This window comes from Nesterenkonia sp. AN1, from assembly GCF_000582475.1.
GTDB classification, from domain to species: domain Bacteria; phylum Actinomycetota; class Actinomycetes; order Actinomycetales; family Micrococcaceae; genus Nesterenkonia; species Nesterenkonia aurantiaca.
Genome location: NZ_JEMO01000001.1, coordinates 120,749 through 144,438 on the forward strand (window position 1 = coordinate 120,749; position 23,690 = coordinate 144,438).

16 protein-coding genes, 2 tRNA genes and 2 pseudogenes are annotated in these 23,690 nt (G+C 69.8%); 12 read left to right on the forward strand and 8 right to left on the reverse strand.

Going from position 1 to position 23,690, the window contains the following annotated elements:
- Positions 1-24 precede the first annotated feature (24 nt).
- The 6 genes from BG28_RS00585 (at position 25) to BG28_RS00610 (ending at position 6,285) form a co-directional block, all read left to right on the forward strand.
- The gene (locus BG28_RS00585) at positions 25-1,569 is read left to right on the forward strand and encodes a pyridoxal-phosphate dependent enzyme (RefSeq protein ID WP_036473199.1); all 1,545 of its coding nucleotides are present in this window, start codon (positions 25-27) and stop codon (positions 1,567-1,569) included.
- The gene (locus tag BG28_RS00590; protein ID WP_036473200.1) at positions 1,566-2,723 is read left to right on the forward strand and encodes a cystathionine gamma-synthase; all 1,158 of its coding nucleotides are present in this window, start codon (positions 1,566-1,568) and stop codon (positions 2,721-2,723) included. Before BG28_RS00585 ends, BG28_RS00590 begins: the two co-directional genes overlap by 4 nt.
- 4 nt (positions 2,724-2,727) lie before the next feature.
- Positions 2,728-3,354, forward strand: coding sequence for an MOSC domain-containing protein (locus BG28_RS00595; RefSeq protein WP_084479284.1), 627 nt, complete (start codon positions 2,728-2,730; stop codon positions 3,352-3,354).
- A 388-nt stretch (positions 3,355-3,742) separates the two neighbouring features.
- Positions 3,743-5,902, forward strand: coding sequence for a DEAD/DEAH box helicase (locus BG28_RS00600; protein ID WP_084479285.1), 2,160 nt, complete (start codon positions 3,743-3,745; stop codon positions 5,900-5,902).
- 139 nt (positions 5,903-6,041) lie between these two features.
- A tRNA-Thr gene (locus BG28_RS00605) sits at positions 6,042-6,113 on the forward strand.
- A 98-nt stretch (positions 6,114-6,211) separates the two neighbouring features.
- Positions 6,212-6,285: transfer RNA gene (locus BG28_RS00610), tRNA-Met, on the forward strand.
- 131 nt (positions 6,286-6,416) lie between these two features.
- On the opposite strand, the gene BG28_RS00615 is transcribed toward BG28_RS00610, so the two are convergent.
- From BG28_RS00615 to nirD, 4 genes are all read right to left on the reverse strand, one after another.
- Entirely contained in the window at positions 6,417-8,543 is a 2,127-nt protein-coding gene (locus BG28_RS00615) for a DEAD/DEAH box helicase (protein ID WP_036473502.1), read from the reverse strand.
- A 331-nt stretch (positions 8,544-8,874) separates the two neighbouring features.
- Entirely contained in the window at positions 8,875-10,440 is a 1,566-nt protein-coding gene (locus BG28_RS00620) for an alpha/beta fold hydrolase (protein WP_051500768.1), read from the reverse strand.
- A 110-nt stretch (positions 10,441-10,550) separates the two neighbouring features.
- Positions 10,551-11,312, reverse strand: a complete 762-nt coding sequence (locus BG28_RS00625) for a sirohydrochlorin chelatase (protein ID WP_036473507.1) — start codon at positions 11,310-11,312, stop codon at positions 10,551-10,553.
- A 10-nt stretch (positions 11,313-11,322) separates the two neighbouring features.
- Positions 11,323-11,691: a nitrite reductase small subunit NirD gene (nirD, locus tag BG28_RS00630; RefSeq protein ID WP_051500769.1), complete on the reverse strand. Its 369-nt coding sequence runs from the start codon at positions 11,689-11,691 to the stop codon at positions 11,323-11,325.
- A gap of 259 nt (positions 11,692-11,950) precedes the next feature.
- Between nirD and nirB the strand changes: the two genes are divergently transcribed.
- The 3 genes from nirB to BG28_RS00645 are packed head-to-tail and all read left to right on the forward strand — an operon-like array spanning position 11,951 to position 16,673.
- Positions 11,951-14,692: a nitrite reductase large subunit NirB gene (gene nirB, locus BG28_RS00635; protein WP_084479286.1), complete on the forward strand. Its 2,742-nt coding sequence runs from the start codon at positions 11,951-11,953 to the stop codon at positions 14,690-14,692.
- The gene (cobA, locus tag BG28_RS00640) at positions 14,689-15,504 is read left to right on the forward strand and encodes a uroporphyrinogen-III C-methyltransferase (RefSeq protein WP_133726307.1); all 816 of its coding nucleotides are present in this window, start codon (positions 14,689-14,691) and stop codon (positions 15,502-15,504) included. Before nirB ends, cobA begins: the two co-directional genes overlap by 4 nt.
- Positions 15,504-16,673, forward strand: a complete 1,170-nt coding sequence (locus tag BG28_RS00645) for a uroporphyrinogen-III synthase (protein ID WP_084479287.1) — start codon at positions 15,504-15,506, stop codon at positions 16,671-16,673. Before cobA ends, BG28_RS00645 begins: the two co-directional genes overlap by 1 nt.
- 31 nt (positions 16,674-16,704) lie before the next feature.
- On the opposite strand, the gene BG28_RS00650 is transcribed toward BG28_RS00645, so the two are convergent.
- The 4 genes and pseudogenes from BG28_RS00650 to BG28_RS00665 all read right to left on the reverse strand — a co-directional run bounded on the left by BG28_RS00650 (position 16,705) and on the right by BG28_RS00665 (position 21,907).
- Positions 16,705-16,884 (reverse strand): (2Fe-2S)-binding protein, encoded by a 180-nt coding sequence (locus tag BG28_RS00650; RefSeq protein WP_036473203.1) that lies wholly within the window; start codon positions 16,882-16,884, stop codon positions 16,705-16,707.
- Between the two features lie 452 nt (positions 16,885-17,336).
- Positions 17,337-18,074: pseudogene (locus BG28_RS16600) on the reverse strand (FAD-dependent oxidoreductase); the annotation flags it as partial.
- 160 nt (positions 18,075-18,234) lie between these two features.
- A complete protein-coding gene (locus tag BG28_RS00660) occupies positions 18,235-20,496 on the reverse strand; it encodes a molybdopterin oxidoreductase family protein (protein WP_036473206.1) in 2,262 nt (753 codons plus the stop codon).
- Positions 20,496-21,907: pseudogene (locus BG28_RS00665) on the reverse strand (MFS transporter). The gene BG28_RS00660 and the pseudogene BG28_RS00665 overlap by 1 nt, the downstream one beginning before the upstream one ends.
- Before the next feature lie 213 nt (positions 21,908-22,120).
- On the opposite strand from BG28_RS00665, the gene BG28_RS00670 reads away from it, so the two are divergent.
- Genes BG28_RS00670 through BG28_RS00680 form a run of 3 tightly spaced genes read left to right on the forward strand, consistent with a single transcriptional unit; the run spans position 22,121 to position 23,328 of the window.
- Complete coding sequence (locus tag BG28_RS00670; protein ID WP_036473208.1) at positions 22,121-22,381, forward strand: hypothetical protein; 261 nt, start codon at positions 22,121-22,123, stop codon at positions 22,379-22,381.
- Positions 22,382-22,834, forward strand: a complete 453-nt coding sequence (locus BG28_RS00675) for a MaoC family dehydratase N-terminal domain-containing protein (RefSeq protein WP_036473209.1) — start codon at positions 22,382-22,384, stop codon at positions 22,832-22,834.
- Positions 22,831-23,328: a MaoC/PaaZ C-terminal domain-containing protein gene (locus BG28_RS00680; protein WP_036473211.1), complete on the forward strand. Its 498-nt coding sequence runs from the start codon at positions 22,831-22,833 to the stop codon at positions 23,326-23,328. Before BG28_RS00675 ends, BG28_RS00680 begins: the two co-directional genes overlap by 4 nt.
- Positions 23,329-23,690: the final 362 nt, after the last annotated feature.

Sequence of the window (23,690 nt, forward strand, 5' to 3'; positions counted from 1 at the left end):
TCGGGCATCGGTAGAGTTGGCGGCATGAAATATGCCCAGTCCGTCGTCGAGCTGATCGGCCGCACCCCCCTGGTGAAGCTGAATCGGATCACCGAGGGCGTCTCTGCCACTGTCCTTGTGAAGCTCGAATACCTCAACCCCGGTGGATCCATCAAGGATCGCATCGCGCTGAAGATGATCGAGGAGGCCGAGTCCGCCGGTCTGCTCAAGCCCGGGGGAGTGGTGGTCGAGCCGACCTCAGGCAACACCGGCGTCGGTCTGGCCCTGGTGGCGCAGCAGAAGGGCTACCGGGCGGTCTTCGTGACCGTTCCCAAGGTGGCCCAGGAGAAGCGCGATGTGCTGCGCGCCTATGGCGCGGACGTCGTCGTGGGACCCGCCGGGGTGCCGGCCGAGTCCCCGCTGTCCTACTACGGGATCTCCGACCAGCTGGCAGCCGAGATCGAGGGCGGCTATAAGCCGGACCAGTTCTCCAACCCGGCCGCGCCGAACTCGCACTACGAGACCACCGGCCCCGAGATCTGGGAGGACACCGAGGGCAAGGTCACCCACCTGGTGGTCGGTGCCGGCACAGGTGGCACCGTCACCGGCTCCGGACGCTACCTCAAGGAGGTCTCCGCCGATCGCGAGGGCGGGCCGGTGCGCGTGGTGGTCGCTGACCCCGACGGCTCCATCTACTCCGGCGGTGAAGGTCGCCCGTACTTCGTGGAAGGCGTCGGGGAGGACATCTGGGTCAAGAACTACGACGCGTCCATCCCTGACGAGCACCATGCGATCTCCGACGCCGAGTCCTTCGCCATGGCGCGACGCCTCGCCACCGAGGAGGGTCTGCTGGTCGGCGGCTCCTCCGGCACCGCCGTGGTCGCGGCGCTGCGGATCGCGAAGGACCTGGGCCCCGAGGACGTGGTGGTCGCGGTGCTGCCCGACTCGGGTCGCGGCTACCTGGGCAAGATCTTCAACGACCAGTGGATGATCGACCACGGCTTCGGTGCAGTGGTCTCGAACTCCACCGGTGTCGAGATCAGTGTGAAGAGCTCCGAGGAGCTCAGCGAGGCGGTGGACACCGGACTGATCGGGGCCGACCCGACCGCTGATCATGCCGGCGGGTCCACGACCCAGGGCGCCGCCGCCGCGCCCGTCACCGCCTCCGACGTGCTGCTGGCCAAGAGCTCGCTGTTCTCCTCGGCGATGCCCGAGGTGGTCTCGATCTCGCGGCACACCACGCTGCGCGAGGCGGTCTCGGTGATGAACCGCTACGGCATCGACATCGTCCCGGTGATCGACCAGCCCGGCCGGGTGGCCCGGATCGGGGAGGTCTACGGAGTCGTCGATGTCGCACACCTCTCCGAGGACCTGATCGTCGGGCACGCCACCCCCGACGAGCTGGTCGCCGACCACCTCTCCATCGATCTGCCGCTGGTGGGGATCACCGAGACCCTCCCGCAGATACTGAAGAAGCTCAGGAGCAACCCGACGCTGCTGGTCGCCGAGAACGGCGACATCGTCGGGGTGCTCACCCGCAATGACCTGCTTGCTCACCTCTCAGGTGCCCAGGAGAAGGAGACCCGATGACCGAGAACCGCCACGGATTCGCCACCGACGCCATCCACGCCGGACAAGAGATCGATGAGGTCTTCGGAGCAGTGGTGCCGCCGCTGCACTTCTCCACCACCTACGCCCCCGACGGAATCGGCAACCTGCGCCGCGGCTACGACTATGGCCGCGCCGGCAACCCCACCCGCACATCGCTGCAGACCCAGCTGGCCGCGCTGGAGGGCGGACGCCATGCGTTCAGCTTCGGCTCCGGGCTGGCCGCCGAGGATGCGATCATCCGCGCGGTGACCCGGCCCGGGCAGCGGATCGTGATGGGCAACGACGCCTACGGCGGCTCCTACCGGCTGATCAGCCGGATCCACGGCGACTGGGGCATTGCGAACACCCCGCTGGATCTCACCGACCTCGACCGGGTCGAGGCCGAGCTCTCCAAGCCGGACGCCACGCTGCTCTGGGTCGAGACGCCCTCGAACCCGCTGATGGCGATCACCGACATCGCGGCCCTGGCCAAGATCGCCCACGCCAACCAGGCGCTGCTGCTGGTGGACAACACCTTCGCCAGCCCCTACCTCCAGCAGCCGCTGGCGCTGGGGGCGGACATCGTGGTGCACTCCACCACCAAGTACATCGGCGGGCACTCCGACGTCGTCGGCGGCGCCGTGATCACCTCCGACGACGAGCTGGCCGCCTCCATCGGCTTCCAGCAGTTCGCCGTGGGCGCGGTCTCCGGCCCGCTGGATGCCTACCTGACCACCCGCGGGCTCAAGACGCTGGCGGTGCGGATGGACCGGCACTGCAGCAACGCCCAGGCGATCGCCGAGCACCTGCTGGACCACCCCGCCGTGGAACGGGTGCTCTACCCGGGCCTCCCGGACCACCCGGGCCATGAGCTGGCGAAGGCGCAGATGAGCGGCTTCGGCGGCATGGTCTCGATCCAGCTCGCCGGCGGCGAGGCTGCGGCCCGGAAGGTCGCCGAGGGCACCCGACTGTTCATCCTCGCGGAGTCCCTGGGCGGGATCGAGTCGCTGATGAACTACCCGCATGAGATGACCCACGCCTCGGTGCGCGGCACCGAGCTCGCCGTCCCGGAGAACCTGCTGCGCCTCTCGGTGGGAATCGAGGATGTGGCGGATCTGATCAACGATCTCGACACCGCCCTCGCCGGGCTCTAGACCGGTGACAGAAGCCTCGCCGACCTGCCTGGCCGGCGCCGCGGACCGGCTGGGACTCACCGGCACGGTGGATGCGGTCTGCGTGGTGCACCAGCTGATCGACGACCACGCCGGCTCGGTCGGGGTCAGCGGGATCGACAAGCGCCCGGTCTCCGGCCCGGTCCGGGTGCGGCCCCTGGGGCTCCATGGTGACGTGCAGGCCGACCGGAAGCATCACGGCGGGACCGAGAAGGCGGTCTACGCCTACGCCGCCGAGGACGCCCAGTGGTGGGCGGCCGAGCTGGGCCGGGAGCTCCCGGCAGGCAGCTTCGGGGAGAACCTGAGACTCTCCGGGATCGATCTCGACGGCGCCCACCCCGGAGAGCGCTGGCAGATCGGAGATCAGCTGGTGCTCGAGGCCACGGTTCCGCGGATTCCGTGTGCCACCTTCGGGCGCTGGCTGGATCAGCCCGGCTGGGTGAAGCGATTCCTCGCGGCGGGCCGGCCCGGCACCTACTTCAAGGTCATCACCCCCGGCAAGGTGCAGGCGGGGGACCGCGCCGCCGTGATCGCCGTCGCGGAGGCCCCCGGTACGAGCATTCGAGAGACCGCGTGGCGATACGGCCCGGAACGGGCTCGGCCGAACGACTGAAGGTCCAGCTCAGCGTCCCGGGAGTGAGCTTCGTCTCCAAAGGCGACAGTCAGGGCCCACCTGGGCTAGACTGAACAGGCATTCTCCGGATATTCCCGTTTTCTCTTGCTGACTCCGAGCGTGCCTCATCCACATGGGGCCGGAAGCTCGTTGAGGGTTGTGTGTATCCACGGGTCGACTCCGGAGCCGACAAGCCGGCCGAGTCCCTGTGACTGATCCAGTCCCGTCCTAGAACCTTAAGCAACCTGCCCTGCCCATGCAGATGCTGCGTGCAGTGCCCTTCGGCATGCCCAGCCTCTTCGAGCAGCGGTGGTTGATTGCGCAGGTCTTCTGGGACTGGATCTTCAGCGGGTCCTCTCGGTCGCATGACATGTGACGAGGAGTCAACATGACGATCCAGGACCACAACTCCGCAGAGCCGAACCCGGCCGAGGCCGAGACCGCCGCTGCAGCCCAGGCCGCAGCCACCACCGAGTCTGGCGCGACGCAGACTCCGGAGACTGCCACCCCCTCTGAGTCGGCCCCGGCCGAGGCCGAGGCTGCGCCGATCGTGACCGAGGCTCCGGTCACGGTCGCTCCCGCAGCTCCCGCAGAGCAGGCCCCTGCCGAGGAGGCTCCCGCAGCTCCCGCGGAGCAGGCCCCTGCCGAGGAGGCTCCCGCAGCTCCCGCAGAGCAGGCCCCGAAGGCCGCTGAGCAGGCGCCCAAGGCCGAGGAGGAGCCGACCGGCCCGAAGTTCTCCGAACTGGGCCTGGACGCCCGAGTGCTGCAGTCGGTGACCAAGCTCGGCTACGAGACCCCTTCCCCGATCCAGGCACAGACCATCCCGCTGCTGAGCCAGGGTCGCGACGTCGTCGGCCTCGCCCAGACCGGCACCGGCAAGACCGCGGCCTTCGCGCTGCCGGCGCTGTCCCACATGGCTCGCGCCAACGACGCCGGAGAGCTGGGGAACTCCCCCTCGACCCTGGTGCTCGCCCCCACCCGTGAGCTGGCCATCCAGGTCGCCGAGGCGTTCGCCACCTACGCCCAGGGCGTTCCAGGCATCACCGTGCTGCCGATCTACGGCGGCTCCCCCTACGGCCCGCAGCTCGAGGGCCTGCGTCGCGGCGCCCACGTCGTCGTCGGCACCCCCGGCCGCGTCATCGACCACATGACCCGCGGATCGCTGAACCTCTCCACGATCAAGCACCTGGTGCTCGATGAGGCCGACGAGATGCTGCGCATGGGCTTCGCCGAGGAGGTGGACCAGATCCTGGCCCGCACCCCGAAGACCAAGCAGGTCGCCCTGTTCTCCGCCACGATGCCCAAGGCGATCCGCCGGATCTCCGCGGACTACCTCAACGATCCGGTCGAGGTCTCGGTCAAGTCCAAGACCTCCACCGGCACCAACACCCGCCAGCGCTTCGTGCTGATCAAGCACTCGGCGAAGAACGAGGCGCTGAACCGCATCCTCGAGACCGAGCCGCACGACGCCGCGATCGTCTTCGTGCGCACCCGCTCGGCCACCGAGGAGGTCTCCAACAAGCTGGCGGCCCGCGGATTCCGCACCGCGGCGATCAACGGTGACATCCCGCAGAACCTGCGCGAGAAGACCGTGGAGAACCTCAAGTCCGGACGCATCGACATCCTGGTCGCCACCGACGTCGCCGCCCGCGGACTCGACGTCGAGCGCATCACCCACGTCTTCAACTACGACATCCCGCTGGACACCGAGTCCTACGTGCACCGCATCGGACGCACCGGCCGTGCGGGCCGCTCCGGCGACGCCGTGCTGTTCGTGACGCCTCGCGAGAAGCGGATGCTGCGCTCCATCGAGAAGGCCACCCGCCAGCCGGTCGAGCAGATGTCCATGCCGACCATCGCGGACGTGAACTCCTCGCGGCTGGATCGCTTCTCGGAGCGGATCACCCAGACCCTGGCCTCGGAGGAGCTCGAGGAGTACCGCGGACTGGTGGCCTCCTACACCCATGAGCACAACACCCCCGCCGAGGATGTGGCCGCCGCCCTGGTCGCCATGGTCCACGACGGACGCCCGCTGCTGCTCGATGAGAAGCGCGACGACGAGCTCGTCCGCGAATCCAAGCGCGAGGTCGGCGAGGACCGCGGCGGAGATCGCCCCGAGCGTCCGCAGCGTGATCGTGGTCCGCGCACCGCGGGTCCGGGCAACGCGATGTACAAGATCGCGGTCGGCCGTCGCAACGGGGTGAACCCCGGGCACATCGTCGGGGCCATCGCCAATGAAGCCGGGCTCAGCGCCCGCGAGATCGGCGGCATCGACATCCGGCCCACGCACTCCCTGGTGGAGCTGCCCGAGAAGCTCTCCTCCGAGCAGTGGGCCGCCCTGGCCAAGACTCGCATCGGTGGCGAGCTGCTGAAGATGGAGCGCGACACCGGTGCTCCCTCCGGCGGCACCGAGTCCCGCGGCGGCTACGGCGAGTCCCGCGGCGGCTACGCCGGCAAGCGCGAGGGCGGCTCGAGCGATCGAGGCGGCCGCGCAGGCTCCGGCGACAGCCGATTCGGCAACAAGGATCGCAAGCCCCGCTGGAAGTGATTCGTCCCCCGAAAGGGGGTCCGGTCTCCGCCGCCAACGGTCTCGATCCGAGGCGGCGGAGACCTCCGGTCAGGGAGAGGCAGCTCACGCTGACCGGTTTTTGAACGGCGCTGGACTGATGGTAGAGTTCAGTGCTGTTGCCCCAATAGCTCAGTGGTAGAGCGCAGTCTTGGTAAGACTGAGGTCGCGGGATCGATTCCCGCTTGGGGCTCTGATTGAGAGCCCGCGCAGCGCAGCAAAATGCGCGGCGCGGGTGTTTCTCATTCACACCGATCTTCCTCCCGCGCAGCGGGGTGGAGAACCGGGGATGGCGGTGTAGCTCAGCTGGTTAGAGCGCACGACTCATAATCGTGAGGTCGGGGGATCGAGCCCCCCCACCGCTACCGAGAACGCCGCACAGGCGAGAGAAACACTTCGGGCCCCCACGCTTSACAGCGTGGGGGCCCGAAGTGTTTCTGGCAGCGGGTCCGGTCCGAGGCCTCCGCCCGCTTCTGGCGCGGGCGGAGCTCGGGCCTCAGTCCTCCTGGCCGCCGGCCCGCTCGCCCAACGCATCTTCGAGGAGCGTGACGAGCGCCTCGAGCTGCACGTCTGCGGAGTCAGGGATCTCCTGGTCGTCCCCGTCGAGCGCCCGGGCGGCCAGCCCCGCCTTGGCGTCGATGAGTTCGGCGATCCTCGTGTCGAGGGTCTGCGCGGCGATGATCCGCCATGCGGTCACCGGCTCCTCCTGCCCGATGCGGTGGATCCGGTCGATGGCCTGGGTCTGCTCGGCATCGGTCCAGGACAGTTCCGCGAGCACCATGTTCGAGGCGACCTGCAGGTTGAGGCCGACGCCGGCGGCCGTCAAGGAGCACACCGCCACGGCGACCTCCGGGTCATTGGTGAATGCGTCGATGTGCTTCTGCCGCGCCGATGCGCTCTGGTCGCCGCGGATCGAGGCGTACCGGATGCCCCGCTTGGCGAAGGTCGCCTCGGCGGTGTCCATCACATCGATGTGTTTGGCGAAGAAGACGACCTTGCCGGCGCTGCGGGCGAGCTGCGCGGCGTAGTCGGCCGCGAGGCCTGCCTTCGCCTGCCCGATGCGCCGCGTCATGGTGAACACGTTCTCGCTCGACTTCTTCGTGGACTTGCTGGCACGCTCCTGTGCGGCGACCTGGCGCACCAGGACGTGGTCGATGCCCTCGCCGGCGGGCCGCGCCGCCAGCGCCCGGTCATAGCGCGTGAGGAGGCGACGCGCGAGGCTCTGCTCGGCGGCCCGGATGGAGCGCCCGGCCTCATCGTCGATCTCGACCGGGACGTCGGCCACGCGGCGTGCGGGCAGGTCGGCGGCCACGTCCACCTTGCGCCGCCGCACGATGCCGCGGTCGATGACGGCCGCACGGGCAGCGGGGGAGAAGCCGCGGTCAGCCGGGGTCAGACCGATCTTCTCCAGCGCGCCCATCAGCTCACCGATCGGCTTGGTCTCGTCGACCCAGCCGAGGAACTGCCAGATCGCCCGGAAGTCCTCGATGTCGTTGATCAGCGGCGTGCCGGTGAGGGCGATCAGCAGCGGGTCGGCGATCCGGGTACGGATGCGCTCGGAGAGGTGAAGCACGTTCTGCGACCGCTGCGATTTCCGGTTCTTGATGTAGTGCGCCTCATCGACCACCATCCCGCGCAGCCCCAGGTCCTGCAGCCAGCCCGCGTGCCGATCCAGCACCTCGTAGTTGACGATGATGATGTCGGCGAAGCCGTCGATCCGCTCGCCGTCGCCGTGGACCACGGTCGCGGGGTGGTTGGGCGTCCACAGTTCGGCCTCGCGCGCCCAGTTCATCTTCACGACGTTGGGCACCACGACCAGCAGCGGGTAGGCGTTGGCCGCCTCGGCGGCGAGCAGCGCCTGTGCCGTCTTGCCCAGGCCGGGTTCGTCGGCGAGCAGGAACGTCCGGTGCCCTCCCGCTGCGGCGGCGACCAGCCTCCCCTGGTGGGGCATGAGATCCAGCGCCCGGGTCGCCCGAGTGGTGGCCGGTTCCGGCAGGTCCATGCAGGCCAGCGAGCCGCCGTCGGCGAAGGATTTCATCAGCGGCTCGATGAGCTCCCAGCCCACGAGGCGACGGGGCTGCGCGGTGCGCTTGGCGACCGCGGAGTAGTCGGGCTCCAGGAAGGGATTCGCCAGCTGGCGGGACTCCACCGACACGGGCACCACGCGGCGCTGCAGGTCCGGCTTGGGCGCGGCCGGCTCAGGTTTTGCAGCAGGCTCCTCCGGCGCCTCGCGGCCAGCGGACTCGAGGAGCTCGCGGCGCAGCGAGCGTGCACGGTCGGAGAGGACCGCGTCCTCGGCGAGCAGCCCCAGCAGGGAGGTGTCGCGGGCGGCCGTCGTCGCCAGGATGGTGGCGATGCCGTCGAGGCGCTTCAGGTCTTCGGCCCCCCGGGATCCCGTCTTGGCCTCCACCGCCTTGAGCCGGGTGCGCTCCTCGCGGGTGAGAAGCGCCGCGACCTGGAACTTGGTCCGGGTCGAGGGCAGGTCGGTGCCACGCTGGACCGCGGATTCGACCTCGCGGACGAGCTTGGCGAGCAGCGCGATGATGCCGCCGTCGTCGTGCCGGCGGGGTCGCCGGCGGGTGCGCGTGCGTGCGCCGTTCTGACGCTGGGCTCCTCGAGCCACGGAGTCCTCCTCGGAGCGATGGATCATTCATAGCGGCGGGACGGTGCCCGCACTGCACCCGCGGCGGGGCGAGGGACGTCCGAGCAGTCTCGGCAGAGACGTCCCGGCGCACATGCTGGTCCAGCGGATCCGCAAAGAGATCGACGCGTCGGACGTACCCAGCCGGGAGGGCCCCGCCAGCGTACCGCGTGCTGGGCGAATCTCAGCCCTCGGGCGGGCGTTCATGACGCTGACCACACCCGAACAGGTCCATCGTCTCGTGGACATCATGGTCAGGCCGAAGGGTCAGTCGGGCGGAGCGTGCTCACGAGTGGAGCGTAGGGCAAGCGCTTCAGCCCTCTGTGTCAGTCTCAGCCAGGACCTGTCGAAGAAGCGCAGCGTAGTCCTCTGGCCGCTCGAAGGACGCCCGGTGGCTCGAGGCGGGGAACTCCACCCATGTCTTCTCGGGAGCCTCCAGCTGGTCGAACCATTCTCGTGCCGGTCCGACCCGGCCGCGCGCCTCATGTTCGCCCATGACCACGTAGATCGGGACCTCAAGCCGGGGTGCCTCCTGGCGCAGATCCAGGTCCTGCAGCTGCGGGTACAGCAGTGAGTAGGTGTCCAGCAGGCCGCGGATCGCGTTCACCCGGTCCATGAAGGTGTTCTCCGGCACCCAGATGGTCGCGGTCATCTCGGTGGAGCCGTCGAACTCCGGGTAGGCGTAGATGGCTCGCTCGGTGCCGACGATCGCTGTGTAGTCGAGCATGTCCGAGTACGGCGGAGGGCCCTGCGCCTCCAGCTGCGACTGAAGCTCCTGGTCCCCTGTCACACCCGCCCACTCCAGGCTCTCGTCGTAGAAGATCTGGTCGGTCTCGCGGATGTCGACCATCTGCCCGGTCCCGACGAAGGCCCGATAGCGCTCCGGATGCTGCTGCACCGCCAGCACCCCCGGGAGTGTGCCCCAGGACTGGCCGGTGAGCACGATGCGGTCCTGGTTGAACCGATCGCGCAGGTATTCGGTCACCTCGAGCGTGTCCTGCGTGACCCGCTGCAGCGTCATGTCCTGGACCGGATCGATAGCGGAGTAGGACTTTCCGGTGCCCGGCTGGTCCCAGGTGGCCACCAGGAAGTCCTCTTCCAGGGACGGATCCAGCCGCATCGCCCCCAGGTCGGTGCCTCCCGGCCCGCCGGCAAGGTGTAACAGGAGTGGGTTCTCAGCGCTTGCCCCGCGGATCATCAAGGTCTGCTCCGACCCACCTACCGAAATGGTGACCAGCTCCGCGATGCTCCCCGCGGCTGGGTCGCCGTCGGTGTCGAGGATCGGCGCCGTCGAGGCGGGGCGGGCGATGAGCGCGGCAAGTGCCAAGACCGCCACGCCCACCAGCAGCACCCCGGCCCAGCCCCATTTCGTCATCCGGGCGGCACTCTCGGAGCGGCGGCGCGCTGCGACCTCGACACCGAGACGGCAGCCCAGGACCATGGGCACCAGGACCAGCAGTCCGTGGACGCCGCGCCCGGACACGAAGCCGAGCGCGCCGATGATGGAGTCCAGGCGGATCTCCTCGACGGTGGCCCCGGTGGTGCCGAGCCGGGCGAGCTCGAACACGATCAGGAAGGTCACGGGGGTCACCAGCATGCTCCACCGGCTGCGCAGCAGGGCTCCGGCGAGCATGCCGACCCCGAGAGCGCCGAGCATCGACCACAGCACCTGCGCGGCGCTCAACGGGCCGCGGGGAGTGGCCCAGGCAGCCAACAGCCCGGCTGCGGCCACCAGAAGCACGGCGAAGAACACCGACCGAACGGTGAGGGGCCGGTCGTCCCGAGCACCATGAGCTGGCGGTGCGAGCCGGTCTGCGGCTGCGCTGTCGCGGGGCGCAGGCTGAAGGCCCGGCCCTTCCCCGGCGCGCATGTCACCCATGGCAGACCCTCATCTCTGCACCACGAGTCCGGAACGACCTCGCCAGTACACGATCACCGTACGACCGTGCAGAGGCCACCACCAGTGACCAATGGCCCTGTCCGGCGGTGTCAGCGCACAGCCGGCGAGGCTGGTGACAGCGCGCTCAGCCCTGCGGCGAACCGGTCCAGGATGATCTCCACCAGCTCCTCCGGCGCCTGGGTCGAACCCTGCGGCAGCAGGGAGCTGGTGACCAGATCGGCGCCTGCGCGCTGCAGGAGGTTCTGGAAATACCCCGGGGCCAGCAGATAGCTGATCAGCACGACCCGTCCCTGCGTGGTCTCCCGGGCCTGCGCCACCGCGGTCTTCACCGAGGGCTGCGCGAAGGAGAGGTAGGCGTCCTGGACCGGGTGGCCCAGTCTCGTCTGGAGCCGAGCCGCCATGTCCTGGCAGTCCCGCACGGCCGAGCTGTCCGAGGAGCCGGCGGCGGCGAAGATCAAAGTGTCTCGAACGGGGTCCACCCCGGATTCCTGCATCCGACGCAGCTGCAGATCCACCAGCCGGTCATCGGGGCCCAGCGCGCCGCCGACGGTCACCGGACGGTCCAGGTCGGCGGTGTCCTCCCTGAGGTCCACATTGACGTGGAACCCGGCGGAGAGCAGCAGCGGCACGACGACGGCGGCCAGCTCCTCGGGCAGTGCCGCCAGGCTGGTGGGGACGTCGGGCTGCTGCACATCGACGTGTCCGAGCCTGACCAGATCCTCCTGCCCTCGCGCGGCGGCGACCTCGCGGACCCGGTCCGCGAGCTGCGCGACCAGGCGCTGACCCTCGGGGTTGGACGTGCCGTGGGAGATCGCCAACAGCGCGGCCGTTGTTGGTGCGGCGTGGGTCATCCAGGACACCTCAGACCTTCACCTCGACGAATCCGGCCTCGACGCGCACCGGATAGGACTTCAGCTGCAGCGCCTCATCGCTGAGGCACTGACCGGTGGCCAGGTCGTAGGGCTGCTTATGGATCGGTGAGGCCAATGTGGGCCTGCCAGCCTTGGACCCGACGATACCCCGAGACATCACATTCGCGCGGGCGTAGGGATCCCACTGGGACACCGCGTGCACGGTCTCACCCTGCAGCCGGACCAGTGCGATCTGCGTGCCCTCGACCAGCGCGGCCTCTCCCCACATCGGCTCCAGGTCTGCCACGCGGCACACTCGATGCCAGTCGGGCTCGGCGCGGTGGGTGGGCGTGGCTGAAGGTGTGGTCCCAGGGCTCATCCTCCCAGCGTAGGCCGGACCGGTTTCGCTCGAAACGCCAGTGTGTAAAGGCCTGATGACACTGATCTCACGGGCCCTGAGATCACGATGAGAACTTCGTCACATTGGTGTTACAAATGCGACACCGCGTAGAAACCGCGTGTTCCTAGGCTGAAGCGAACCCTCGACGGTCTGGCGGACCCTGTCGAACACCGAGCACCTCCGCCCGATCGACGTGAAGGCATATCGCACTCATCGTCTACCGCGAAGGTGAACCCCCATGGACGCATCCACACACTCGGCCCCGGCCGGGACCAAGCGGCACATCGCCGTCGTCGGAGGCGGCCCCGCCGCGCACCGGCTGACCGAGGCGATGATCTCCCGAGACCCGGCGGGTCTGCGGATCAGCGTGTTCACCGAGGAGACGTCGGCGCCGTACGACCGGGTGGCGCTGTCCCGGCGCTTCGCGCAGTTCGACGATGAGCTGCTGCTGGGGGACCCGGCGCTCTGGGAGGACCCCCGGGTGGAGCTGCACACCGGCACCGCGGTGACCGAGCTGGATGCGAAGGCCAAGACGCTGCGCACGGCGGCTGGTGAGCTGATCAGCTTCGACGAGCTGGTGCTGGCCACCGGATCCTCCGCGCCGCGCCCCCCGATAGAGGGCAGCGAGCATATCGCGGTCTACCGCACCCTGGACGACGTGGACTGGCTGCGCCTGCGGGCCGCCGAGCTCAGCGCCGAGCTGGGCCGCCCGGCCCGCTGCGCGGTGATCGGCGGTGGTCTGCTCGGCCTGGAGGCCGCCGGAGGGCTGCGCGGCCTCGGCGCCGAGGTCACCGTGGTGCATTCCCGCCCTTGGCTGATGAACGCCCAGGTCGACGAGTACGGCGGTCGCACCCTGAACCGGCTTCTGCAGCAGGAGGGGTACCGGCTGCAACTGGGCCACCGGCCGACCCGCATGGCCGTGGACCCGGAGGCAGGCCCCGATCGCAGCCGCTACACGCTGGAGTTCGCGCAGACCGAAGACCTCCCGGCCGACCTCGTCGTCGCCGCCATCGGCATCACCGCTCGTGACGAGCTCGCCGCCGCGGCAGGACTCGACTGCGCCGAGAGCGGGGGAGTCGTCATCGACGAGACCTGCGCCAGCTCGGCGCCGAACATCTGGGCGATCGGTGAGGTCGCGAGCTACCAGGGCATCTCCATGGGCCTGGTCGCCCCGGCCAACGCCATGGCCGAGGTCGTCGCCGACCGGCTCAGCGGTGGCCAGGCCGCCTTCGTCGGGTTCGACACCGCCGCGAAGCTCAAGCTCGCCGGGATGGACGTAGCCTCCTTCGGCGACGCCTTCGCCGAGACCCCCGGGGCGCTCGAGGTGGTCTACGCCGACGCCGTCGGCGGGATCTACCAGAAGATCGTGGTCACCGACGACGCCACCACCCTGCTCGGCGGGGTCTTCGTCGGCGACGCCAGCCCGTATTCCTCACTGCGCCCGCTGCTGGGCCGGGAGCTCCCCGCCGCCCCCGGCGCCTTCCTCTCCGCCGCCGGCGGGGCAGAGCTGGACCTGGAGCTGCCCGACGACGCCCAGGTCTGCTCCTGCAAGGACATCTGCGCGGGCCAGATCCGGTCCGCCGTCGCCGGGGACGCCACCACACCCGGCTGCACCGATATGGCCGCCATGAAGAGCTGCACCAAGGTCGGCACCCAGTGCGGCTCCTGCATCCCGATGGTGAAGAAGATCATGGAGCGTCAGATGCTCTCCCTGGGGCTGGAGGTCTCCAAGGCGCTGTGTGAGCATTTCGGGCACTCCCGCGCCGAACTCTTCGAAGCCGTGCGCGCCACACAGCTGAGAACCTTCACCGAGATCGTCGAGCGGTTCGGCAGCCCGGCGGACGCGCAGCGCAACCTCGGCTGCGACATCTGCAAGCCCGTGGTGGCCTCGATCCTGGCCGCCCAGCACGGCGCCGAATACATCCTGGAATCGGGCCGCGGCTCGCTGCAGGACACCAACGACCGGGCGCTGGCGAACATGCAGAAGGACGGCAGCTATTCGGTGATGCCGCGGATCCCCGGCGGGGAGATCACCCCGCAGAAGCTGAAGGTCATCGCCGAGGTCGCAGCCGACTTCGATCTCTACACCAAGATCTCCGCCGCGCAGCGGGTGGACATGTTCGGCGCCCGGCTGGAACAGCTGCCGCAGATCTGGCGCAGACTGGTCGACGCCGGCTTTGAATCCGGACAGGCCTACGGCAAGGCGCTGCGCAACGTGAAGTCGTGCGTGGGTTCGAGCTGGTGCCGCTACGGGGTCCAGGACTCGGTGGCCATGGGCATCCGGCTGGAGAACCGGTACCGCGGACTGCGCTCGCCGCACAAGATGAAGTTCGGCGTCTCCGGCTGCGCCCGCGAGTGCGCAGAGGCCCGGGCCAAGGACGTCGGCGTGATCGCCACCAGCGACGGCTGGAACATGTACGTGGGCGGCAACGGCGGGGCCACACCGGCCCACGGCCAGCTGCTGGCCAAGGACCTCGACGACGAGGCGCTGCTGCGCTACATCGACCGCTACGTCATGTACTACGTGCGCACCGCGGATCGGCTCCAGCGCACCGCCCGCTGGATCGAGGAGCTGCCCGGGGGAGTCGAGCATGTCTACGACGTGGTGGTCAAGGACTCGCTGGGCATCGGAGAGGACCTGGAAGCGGCCATGGCCCAGCACGTGGATGGTTACGAGGATGAATGGGCCGCCACGCTGCGCGACCCGGAGCGGCTGCGTCGTTTCCGCAGCTTCGTCAACGCCCCTGACGCCCCCGACACCGGACTGGCCTACGTGCTGGAACGCGGCCAGCGTCGCCCGGCCACCGAGCAGGAGAAGGCCGAGGCCGCCTCCGGAGACGGCCCGGTGCTGCTGACCGGGCCGCGGATTCCGGTGCGCGAAGAGATGGCCCGAGAAGACGCAGCGCATCAGGCGGCAGTGCGGGCGCGGGAGGGTGCTCCGGCCCCCGTCAATATGGCACCGGCGGAGGGAAGCTCATGATGGATCTGGGAGAGGTCACACTGATCGGGGGCGGACCTGGAGCCGCCGACCTGATGACCGTGCGAGCCCGCGACGCGCTGGCGATCGCTGACGTGGTCTTCTACGACCGGCTCGCACCCACCGAGGGGCTGCGCGAATGGGCCCCGGCCGCGGAGCTCTTCGACGTGGGCAAGCGTCCGGGCCATCATCGGGTGACCCAGGAGGACATCCAGTCGATGATGACCGACGCCGCGCGCCGGGGCCGCCGAGTGGTGCGGCTCAAGGGCGGTGACCCGTTCGTCTTCGGACGCGGCTGCGAGGAGGTCGCCGCCTGCCGCGACGCCGGCATCCCGGTGACAGTGGTCCCGGGCATCACCTCGGCGATCGCGGTGCCCGCCGCGGCCGGCATCCCGGTGACCGCCCGCAACGTCTCGAAGTCCTTCACCGTGATCTCCGGACACGACCCGCTCGGGGAGCAGGAGCTCGCCGGGCTGGCCGCGCTGGGCGGCACCGCGGTGATCCTGATGGGCGTGGGCACGCTGGGACACACCATGACCGGGCTGCAGCGCCACGGGCTCACCCGGGATACCCCGGTGGGCATCGTGGAGCGCGGCTTCAGCCCCGACCAGCGGGTGCTCATCGCACCCCTGGGCGAAATCCTCGGCGTCGCGGCCGAGGCCAGGCTGCGCTCGCCGGCGGTGCTGGTCATCGGGGAGGTGGTCCGGCTGGCCGCGACCGAGCCCTGCTCCGGTGAGGCGCGCACCGACACCGACTCCTCCCCGGCGGTCGCTGGGGAACAGGTCATCCGCGCCATGGCCGGGGCGGTGCTCTGATGACCACGGTGAGCTCCTCCAGCGCCTCGATGCCCGCCGGTCCCGCTGGGGAGGCCACGGCCTCCGTGCCGCAGACCCTGGCGGGCTTCCGGATCGGGGTCACCTCGGACCGACGCAGCGAGGACCTGATCTGCGCCTTCCGACGTCGCGGGGCCGAGGTGATGCATGCCCCTGCGCTGCGGATCGTCGCGCTGACCGAATCCGTGACCCTGCAGCAGGACACCCGCAGGGTGATCGAGGCCGCACCGGACTTCGCGATCATCACCACCGCCTACGGGATGCGCCGCTGGTCCGAGGCGGCCGACACCTACGGGCTGAGCACCGAGCTCTTCGAGACCCTGGAGAAGGCCACGATCCTGGTCCGCGGTCCCAAGGCGCGCGGCGCGGTCCGGGCGGCAGGGCTCGACGACGACGGCTCCGCCGAGGACGAGCGCACCGCCACCGTGGTGGAGATGCTGCTGACCCGGGACGTGCGGGACAAGACCGTGGCGCTGCAGCAGCACGGGGCCAGTGATGACTCCCAGATCCACCGGCTGAAGGCGGCCGGCGCCACGGTGGTCACCGTGCTGCCCTATACCTGGACCAAGCCCGATGAGGATTCAGACCTGCTGCGCATGATCGACGCCGTGATCGAACGCCAGCTCGATCTGGTCACCTTCACCGCCGCCCCGGCCGTGGAGGCGTTCCTCTCGGTGGCCCGGCAGTACGGCAGGTTCGAGGCGCTGGTGGCCGCGCTGCGCGGAGACGTGGTCTCGGTGGCGGTGGGCGCCGTGACCGCTGGACCGCTCTACGACGCCGGGCTCAGCCCGATCATCCCCTCCCGCTGGCGTCTGGGCGCGATGATCAAGCTGGTCTGCGACCACCTGGAGGAGCACCAGACGCTGCGGATCTCCACCCGGCACGGCCCGGTGGAGTTGCGCGGCTCCGAGGTGCGGGTGCCGCAGGTCACCGACGAAGCGGTGCGTCTGCCGCCGGGCCCGCTGTCCTTGATGCGAGCGCTGGTCAAGGCCGAGGGGGCGGTGCTCTCCCGCGACCATCTGATGCAGGTGCTGGGCCAGTGCGATTCGGAGCACGCCCTGGAGATGTGGGTCTCCCGGCTGCGCAAGTCGCTGCCGGTCACCGGACTGGTGAGCACCGTGGTCAAGCGCGGGTACCGGCTTGCGGTCTGAGCGGCCGACCTGCCGGTCCGCCCCGCGGTGCTCAGGCGTGCACCGCTTTGGGCAGCTGTTCGGGGGTCTCGGCGGCGAGCACCTGCTCGATGCGCACGTGGCAGGTGCCGCAGCCGGTGCCGGCCCGGCAGGCTGCCCCGACCTCCTCCACGGTGCCGGCGCAGGCGGCGGCATCCTGCACCTGGGCCAGGGTGGCCCGGCGCAGCGACACAGCACATCCTGCGTGCCCAGCTGGGCCTCACGGGTGGCGTGCTCGGCGGCCAGCAGTGCGGTGCGGTCGGTCACCGGGAGTGTGCCGCGTCCGGCATGCATGGCCAGCTCGGCGGCCGAGCGCGGCATGCCCACCGAGACGAACCCGAGCATCCGGTCCGCCTCTGAGACGATGCGCAGGTACTGGCCACCCTTGGGGTCTGACCAGGTGGACACGGTGGGCGACTCGGGGTCCCAGGGGTCCACGTCGGTGCTTCCGGCGCAGGCGACGTTGAGCGTGTGGGACTTCAGCAGGATCACGTCCAGCCCGGTCCGGGCCTCCAGGTGCACCGGGGCGCCGGCGGCATCGCGTTCGAGCGCCTGCTCCAGCTCGAGGTCCTCGCGCAGGGCCCGGGCGGCGGTCGCGGCGTGCTCCCAGCCCGGGGTGATCAGTCCTGCGGAGACCTTCCCGTCCACGGTGGCGCAGTCACCGATCGCGTAGATCCGCGGGTCGGTGACGCTGCGGCATGCCCGATCGGTGAGCACCCCCCAACGGGTCAGGAGGCCGGCCGCCGCGGCGAGCCGGTCCCGAGCGCGGACTCCGATGCAGGTGACCAGCAGCGAGGCGGACAGCTTCTCTCCCAGGGAGGTTCGCACGGCGCACAGGCTGCCGGATTCGGCGATGACTGTGGTGATGTCTGCCGCCGCCCGCATCTGGACCCCGGCGTGGATCAGCTCGCGGCGCAGCAGCATCCCGGCATCGGTGTCCATCTGCCGACTCATCGGCACGTTGCCGCGGTGGACCAGGGTCACCGGGGCGCCGACCTCAGCGATGGCCAGCGCGGCTTCGACGCCGAGCACGCCTCCACCGAGCACGATCACCGGCTCGCCGCGACGCACGACCTCGGCCAGGCGCAGCGCATCACCCATCTCGCGCAGCGCCAGGATCCCCTCCGGCAGTCCGCTGGGTCTGACCTCCGCGTCGATGGATCCCCCGCGTCGGGACTCCACCTCGAAGCTGGGCGTCAGCGGCTCCGCACCGGTGGCCAGCACCAGCCGGTCGTAGGAGAGCGTGCCGCCGTCCTCGAGCGTCACCTGGCGGTGCTCTCGGTCGATTTCGGTGGCGGACACCGCCGTGCGCACCTCGACGCCGGCCGCACGCAGGGTCTCAAGGTCGGTCAGCGCGAGGTCGGCCGGCCGGATCCGGCCCACGGAGACGTCTCCGATGCGGATGCGCTGATAGGCCGGGTCGTCTCGGCCCCGATCACGGTCAGGCGCAGCCTTCCTGCGGTGACCTCCCCGAGGAGCTCATCGATGAGTCGGGCCGCGACCGGGCCGAAGCCGAGCACCAGCAGGTGCGGAATTCTCTGGCTCATGCGGCGGCCTCCAGAGCTGTGGCGGGGCGGATCCGCACCGGGGTGTTCTTGAACTCCGGCATCTTCGAATCCGGGTCGGTCAGGCCCCGGGTGAGCAGGTTGGCGGCACCTCGGCCGCCGAAGTGGAAGGGTGAGAAGATTGTGTCCGCGCGGATCCCGGCATCGAGGACGACCTTCGCGGTCAGTGCTCCCTGGGCGTTCTCCACCACGGCCAAGCCGTGCTCGGTCAGCCCGAACTGGCGCGCGGTGGCCGGGTGGACCTGAACCGTCACCTGCGGGTGCGCGGCGTCCAGGGCCGGCACCCGCCGGGTCTGGTTGCCCGACTGATAGTGCTCCATGAGCCGGCCCGTGGTGAAGGTCAGTTCCGCTGCGCCCGGCGCCGCCTGGCCGCGCGGTCGGATTCCACGCAGCGCCGCCCGGCCATCGGGGTGCGCGAAGCGCGAGGTGAACATTCGAGGGGTCCCGATGATCGGCTCCCCGGTGCTGGTGAGCTCGGGCCCACCCGGCCTGCCGGTGTCTGCGGATGGTTCACCGGTCGTCGGGTGCGGCCAGTAGCCTGCGTGGCCGGTGTCCAACAGCTCCCAGCTCATGGCGGAGTAGTCGGCGCTCGCTCCTGCGGTGGCCCGGCGGATCTCTTCGAACACCTCAGCCGGGTCGGTGGGGAAGCCGGTGGGGGTTCCGAGTCGGCGGGCCAGCTCGGCGAAGATCCATAGTTCGGAACGAGAGCCCGGGGGCGGGTCCACCGCCCGACGGCGGCGCAGCAGCCGGCCTTCGAGGCTGGTCATGGTGCCCTCTTCCTCGGCCCACTGCAGGACCGGCAGGACGACGTCGGCCTCGGCGGCCGTCTCGGAGAGGAAGAAGTCGGCCACTACCAGAAGGTCCAGTGCGCGCAGGTTCTGCAGCACCCGGGAGCTGTCCGGCGCGGAGACCGCCACGTTCGAGCCATGCACTAGCAGGGCGCGGATCCCTTCAGGCCCCTTCTCGGTCCGAGTCCCCATGGTGTGCAGCAGCTGGGTGGCTGGGGTCCCGGGGCCGGGGATCGAATCCGGGGCCACGCCCCAGACCTCGGCGATGTGCGCCCGGTCGGTGGGCGAGGTGATCGAGCGCAGGCCAGGGAGCTGATCAGACTTCTGTCCCAGTTCACGGCCGCCCTGCCCGTTGCCCTGCCCGGTCAGGGTCCCGTAGCCGCCACGGCCGCCGGGCAGACCCAGGATCAGCGCGAGGCTGATCGCCGCCCGGGCGGTGTCGGTGCCGTCGCGGTGCTGCTCCACTCCGCGCCCGGTCAGGATGAACACCGGGTCCCCGCCGTGGCGGGCGCGCACGGCGGCCGAGCCCAGTCGGCGAGCGATGAAGCGGATCTGGTCCGCGCCGACGCCGGTGGCGGCCTGAGCCCGCTCGGGCCACCACGCGGCGGTGGACCTGCGGAACTCCTCGGTGCCGCTGACCCGCTGCGCGAGGTAGCGCTGATCGGTGTAACCCTCCTCGAAGAGCACGTTGGCCAGCGCGAGCAGCAGCACCAGGTCCCCGCCGGGCGCCGGGGCCACATGTAAGCCGGCACCCTCGGCGGTGAGCTCAGCGGTGGTGCTGCGCCGCGGGTCCACCACGATCAGCCCGCCCTTGGACCGGGCCCCTTCGAGGTGCTGCACGAACGGCGGCATGGTGTCTGCCACGTTGGAGCCCAGCAGCAGGACCGTGCAGGCGGCGTCGAGATCCGTGAGTGGAAACGGCAGTCCGCGGTCGAGTCCGAAGACCTCGGTGGAGGCCTTGGCCGCCGAAGACATGCAGAACCTGCCGTTGTAGTCGATCTGGGCGGTCCCCAGCGCGACTCGGGCGAACTTCCCCAGCGCATAGGTCTTCTCATTGGTCAGGCTGCCGGAGCCGAACACCCCGACCGCGTCCCGGCCGTGGGCGGCCTGGATGCTGCGCAGCCGGTCCGCGATGTGATCCAGCGCCTCCTCCCAGGAGGCCTCGCGAAATCCGCGCTCACCCTCGTCGTCGGTCTCTGCGATCAAGGGGGAGCGGAGCCGGTCGTGGCGGGAGCTCAGCAGCTCCGCGGCGGTGCTGCCCTTGCGGCACAGTCGCCCCCGGTTGGTCGGGAACTCCGCGCCCTGGACCGTGATCTCTGGAGAGGCCGGCCCGGCGCCGTCCACCGTCACCGCGCCGTTGGGTCTCTCGGTGATCTGCAGCGTCATGGCGCACTGCAGTGCGCAGTAGGGGCAGTGGGTCCCGACCTCGCGGGTGGTCTTGTGCGCCGGCATCAGACGTTGGCGCGAGCGAAGACGGTGCCGGGGCGCATGTAGACGAACCAGGTCAGTCCGGCCAGGGCGATGTAGCCGGCGGCGAAGACCCAGAAGGCGATGTCGAAGGATCCGGTGGACTCGTTGGAGATCCGCAGGATCTGTGGAATCGCGAACCCGCCGTAGGCCCCGATCGAGCCGATCAGACCCAGCGCCGAGGAGGCCTTGCGCTCGTGCCCCACCCGGTCGGCCGGGTCGACCGAGAGCTTGAAGACCACCGGGATCATCCGGTAGCTGGACCCGTTGGCCACGCCGGTGAGCGTGAACAGCGCCAGGAACAGCAGCAGGTAGATCCAGAAGTTCGCCATCGAGAGCGTCAGCACCACGCAGCGGTGACGCCCGCCATGGCCAGGAAGCTGGTGATGGTCACCCGGGCGCCGCCGATCCGGTCGGCGAGCTTGCCGCCATAAGGTCGGGCCAGGGAGCCCACCAGTGGGCCGAGGAAGGCCAGCGAGAGCGCGGCGCCGAGGACCTGGATGCTGGAGAACTCGGGGAACTGGATGTTGATCAGGGTCGGGAACACCGAGCCGAAGCCCATGAAGGAGCCGAAGGTGCCGATGTAGATCAGCGAGATGATCCACAGATGCTTCTCCTTCAGCGCCGAGAGCGAGCCTTTGAGGTCGTTCTTGGCGTGGGAGAGGTTATGCATGTACTTCCGCGCACCCCAGGCGGCGAGCAGGATGAACGGGATCCAGAACAGCCCGGCGGCGGGCAGGTTCGGCTGCAGCGCGCCGAAGGCGAATGCGGTGACCACGATCGGCACGGTGAACTGGGCGACGGCGACCCCGAGGTTGCCGCCGGCGGCGTTGACGCCCAGCGCCGCGCCCTTCTCCCTGGCCGGATAGAAGTAGGTGATGTTGGCCATCGAGGAGGAGAAGTTGCCGCCGCCGAACCCGGCTGCCGCCGCGATGGCGAACAGCGCCCAGTTCGGGGTCTCCGGGTTCCCCAGGGTCAGCGCCATCGCCACGGTGGGGATCAGCAGCAGCAGCGCGGAGATGATGGTCCAGTTGCGTCCGCCGATCATCGCCACCATGAAGCTGTAGGGGACCCGCAGCGTTGCTCCCACCAGCGGTGGCAGCGACACCAGCCAGAACTGCTCGGAGGTGGTCAGATCGAAGCCGACCAGGGGCAGGAAGACCACCGTGACCGACCAGAGCTGCCATACGGCGAACCCGAGGAATTCGCAGAACACGCTCCAGATCAGGTTCCGCCGTGCCGTCGGGCGGCCAGGCCCCTCCCAGAATTCGGCGTTCTCCGGCTGCCAGTTGGTGATCCAGCGACCCTCTTCGACGACCAGCCGGTCGGTCGGCGCGGCGGTCTCGGCGGTCGGACTGTGGTGTTCAGCCGTGGCGGTGGAGCTCTGGGGGTTCATCGCGATGTCCTGCTTCCTGGCGTCTCGCGGGGCTGGGCCGCACGGTGACCCTTCGGGGTCCGGTGGTCCGGTGATGGTGCTCCCACTCTGACAAGACCGTGTTTCCGACAGTGGAGCGGGGAGTTTCGGCTGCGATAAACCAGGCTCATACTCCGCGCCGGGCGCTGTGAGGTTTTTCGAGCTCGCCCCCTCGGTCCCTGTAAGCTGGCGGCCGTGAGCACTCAGTCCTTTGACCCGTGGAGCAGCGGGACGCGCGCCTACCGGGTCACCCTGGTCCTGGGCATGGCCTCCACCGCCGTGGGCGTGATCCTGGTGGTGCTGGCGGCGCTGCTCGATGCCGAGGAGATGACCGGCGCGCTGCAGCGCACCGGTCTGGTCTTCCTGGGCGCCGGAATCCTGAGCCACCTGATCGCCATCGGACTGCGCCGACGCCAGGCCGCCCAGATCCTCTCCCGCCGAGCGAAGGACGACTGAATGATCAACCCAGAACGCCAGGGCCACCAGTACCCTCCCGCCGCGCCGTTCCAGGTCAGCCGCGAGGCGATCCGCGAGTTCGCGCTCGCCGTGCAGGCCGAGCACCCGGCGCACCACGACGTCGAGGCCGCCCGGGAGCTGGGTCACCGCGATCTGGTCGCACCGCCGAGCTTCGCGGTGGTCATCGCACAGCGCGCCGAGGCGGCCGTGGTGAACGACGCCGAGGCCGGCATCGACTTCTCCCGCGTGGTCCACGCCGAGGAGCGCTTCACCCACCACAGCCCGATCCTGGCCGGAGACACGCTGAGCTCCCAGGTCACCCTGGAACGGATCCGCACCATGGGTGCCGGCGCGATGGTCACCACAGTGGTGCAGATCAGCGCCGAGGACGGGTCTGCGCGGACCACCGTGACCTCCAGCCTGCTGGTCCGCAACTCAGGAGATGACGCATGAGCACGCCGGTCTTCGAAGAGCTCGAGAAGGGCCAGCAGATCGGGACCCGTGAGCTGAGCTTCTCCCGCGCGGACCTGATCCGCTACGCCGCCGCCTCCGGCGACCACAACCCGATCCACTGGAACGACCGCTTCGCCCGGGAGGTCGGGCTCGACGGGGTCATCGCCCACGGCATGCTCACCATGGGATCAGCCGTGGACCTGGTCAGCGTGTGGGCGGGCGACCCGGGTGCCATCGTGGACTATCAGTCCCGGTTCACCAAGCCGGTCCCGGTCCCGGATGCGGCCTCGGGGTCCCCGGAGACCCCGACCGCGCGGCTGCAGCTCAGCGGCAAGATCGGCGCGGTGGACGCCGAGCAGCGCCGGGTCCGGATCGATCTGAGCGTGGAGCTGCTGACCGAACCGGCCGCCGAGGAGGAACCGGGTAGGGGAGCGCACCCAGACCCGGTCCGCACCAAGGTGCTCGCGAAGTCCCAGGCCGTGGTGCAGCTCTAGGACCTCGCCGCGTTCCAGGCCTGGCGCTGTCCCGTGCCGTCTGGAATGCTGAGGCAGCTGCGGGTCTGCCGGGCGGACACGCCGTCAAGCTCTCGCACCGCTGACATAGGGCGGGGACACAGCCTCACCGTATACTCGCGGAAACCGCCTGATGTCGGTTTCTGCTGATCAACCTAAGGATCCCAACATGCCCATGCACAAGACCGCGGCCAAGGCCGTAGGCGCCTCCGCGCTGGCAGCACTTCTGCTGACCGCCTGCGGCGACAGTGAAGAAGGTGGCGAAAGCCTCGAGGCCGAGCCGCAGAACGAGATCACCGTGGATCTCGATCTCGGCGAGGTCGAGCTGAACAACGAGGGCACCC

Bases quoted from the DNA above. Each gene is read 5' to 3' on its own strand.
- BG28_RS00585 (WP_036473199.1), top strand. From the start codon at position 25: ATGAAATATGCCCAGTCCGTCGTCGAGCTGATCGGCCGCACCCCCCTG.
- BG28_RS00590 (WP_036473200.1), top strand. From the start codon at position 1,566: ATGACCGAGAACCGCCACGGATTCGCCACCGACGCCATCCACGCCGGA.
- BG28_RS00600 (WP_084479285.1), top strand. From the start codon at position 3,743: ATGACGATCCAGGACCACAACTCCGCAGAGCCGAACCCGGCCGAGGCC.
- BG28_RS00620 (WP_051500768.1), bottom strand. From the start codon at position 10,440: ATGGGTGACATGCGCGCCGGGGAAGGGCCGGGCCTTCAGCCTGCGCCC.
- BG28_RS00625 (WP_036473507.1), bottom strand. From the start codon at position 11,312: ATGACCCACGCCGCACCAACAACGGCCGCGCTGTTGGCGATCTCCCAC.
- nirD (WP_051500769.1), bottom strand. From the start codon at position 11,691: ATGAGCCCTGGGACCACACCTTCAGCCACGCCCACCCACCGCGCCGAG.
- nirB (WP_084479286.1), top strand. From the start codon at position 11,951: ATGGACGCATCCACACACTCGGCCCCGGCCGGGACCAAGCGGCACATC.
- cobA (WP_133726307.1), top strand. From the start codon at position 14,689: ATGATGGATCTGGGAGAGGTCACACTGATCGGGGGCGGACCTGGAGCC.
- BG28_RS00645 (WP_084479287.1), top strand. From the start codon at position 15,504: ATGACCACGGTGAGCTCCTCCAGCGCCTCGATGCCCGCCGGTCCCGCT.
- BG28_RS00660 (WP_036473206.1), bottom strand. From the start codon at position 20,496: ATGCCGGCGCACAAGACCACCCGCGAGGTCGGGACCCACTGCCCCTAC.
- BG28_RS00675 (WP_036473209.1), top strand. From the start codon at position 22,382: ATGATCAACCCAGAACGCCAGGGCCACCAGTACCCTCCCGCCGCGCCG.
- BG28_RS00680 (WP_036473211.1), top strand. From the start codon at position 22,831: ATGAGCACGCCGGTCTTCGAAGAGCTCGAGAAGGGCCAGCAGATCGGG.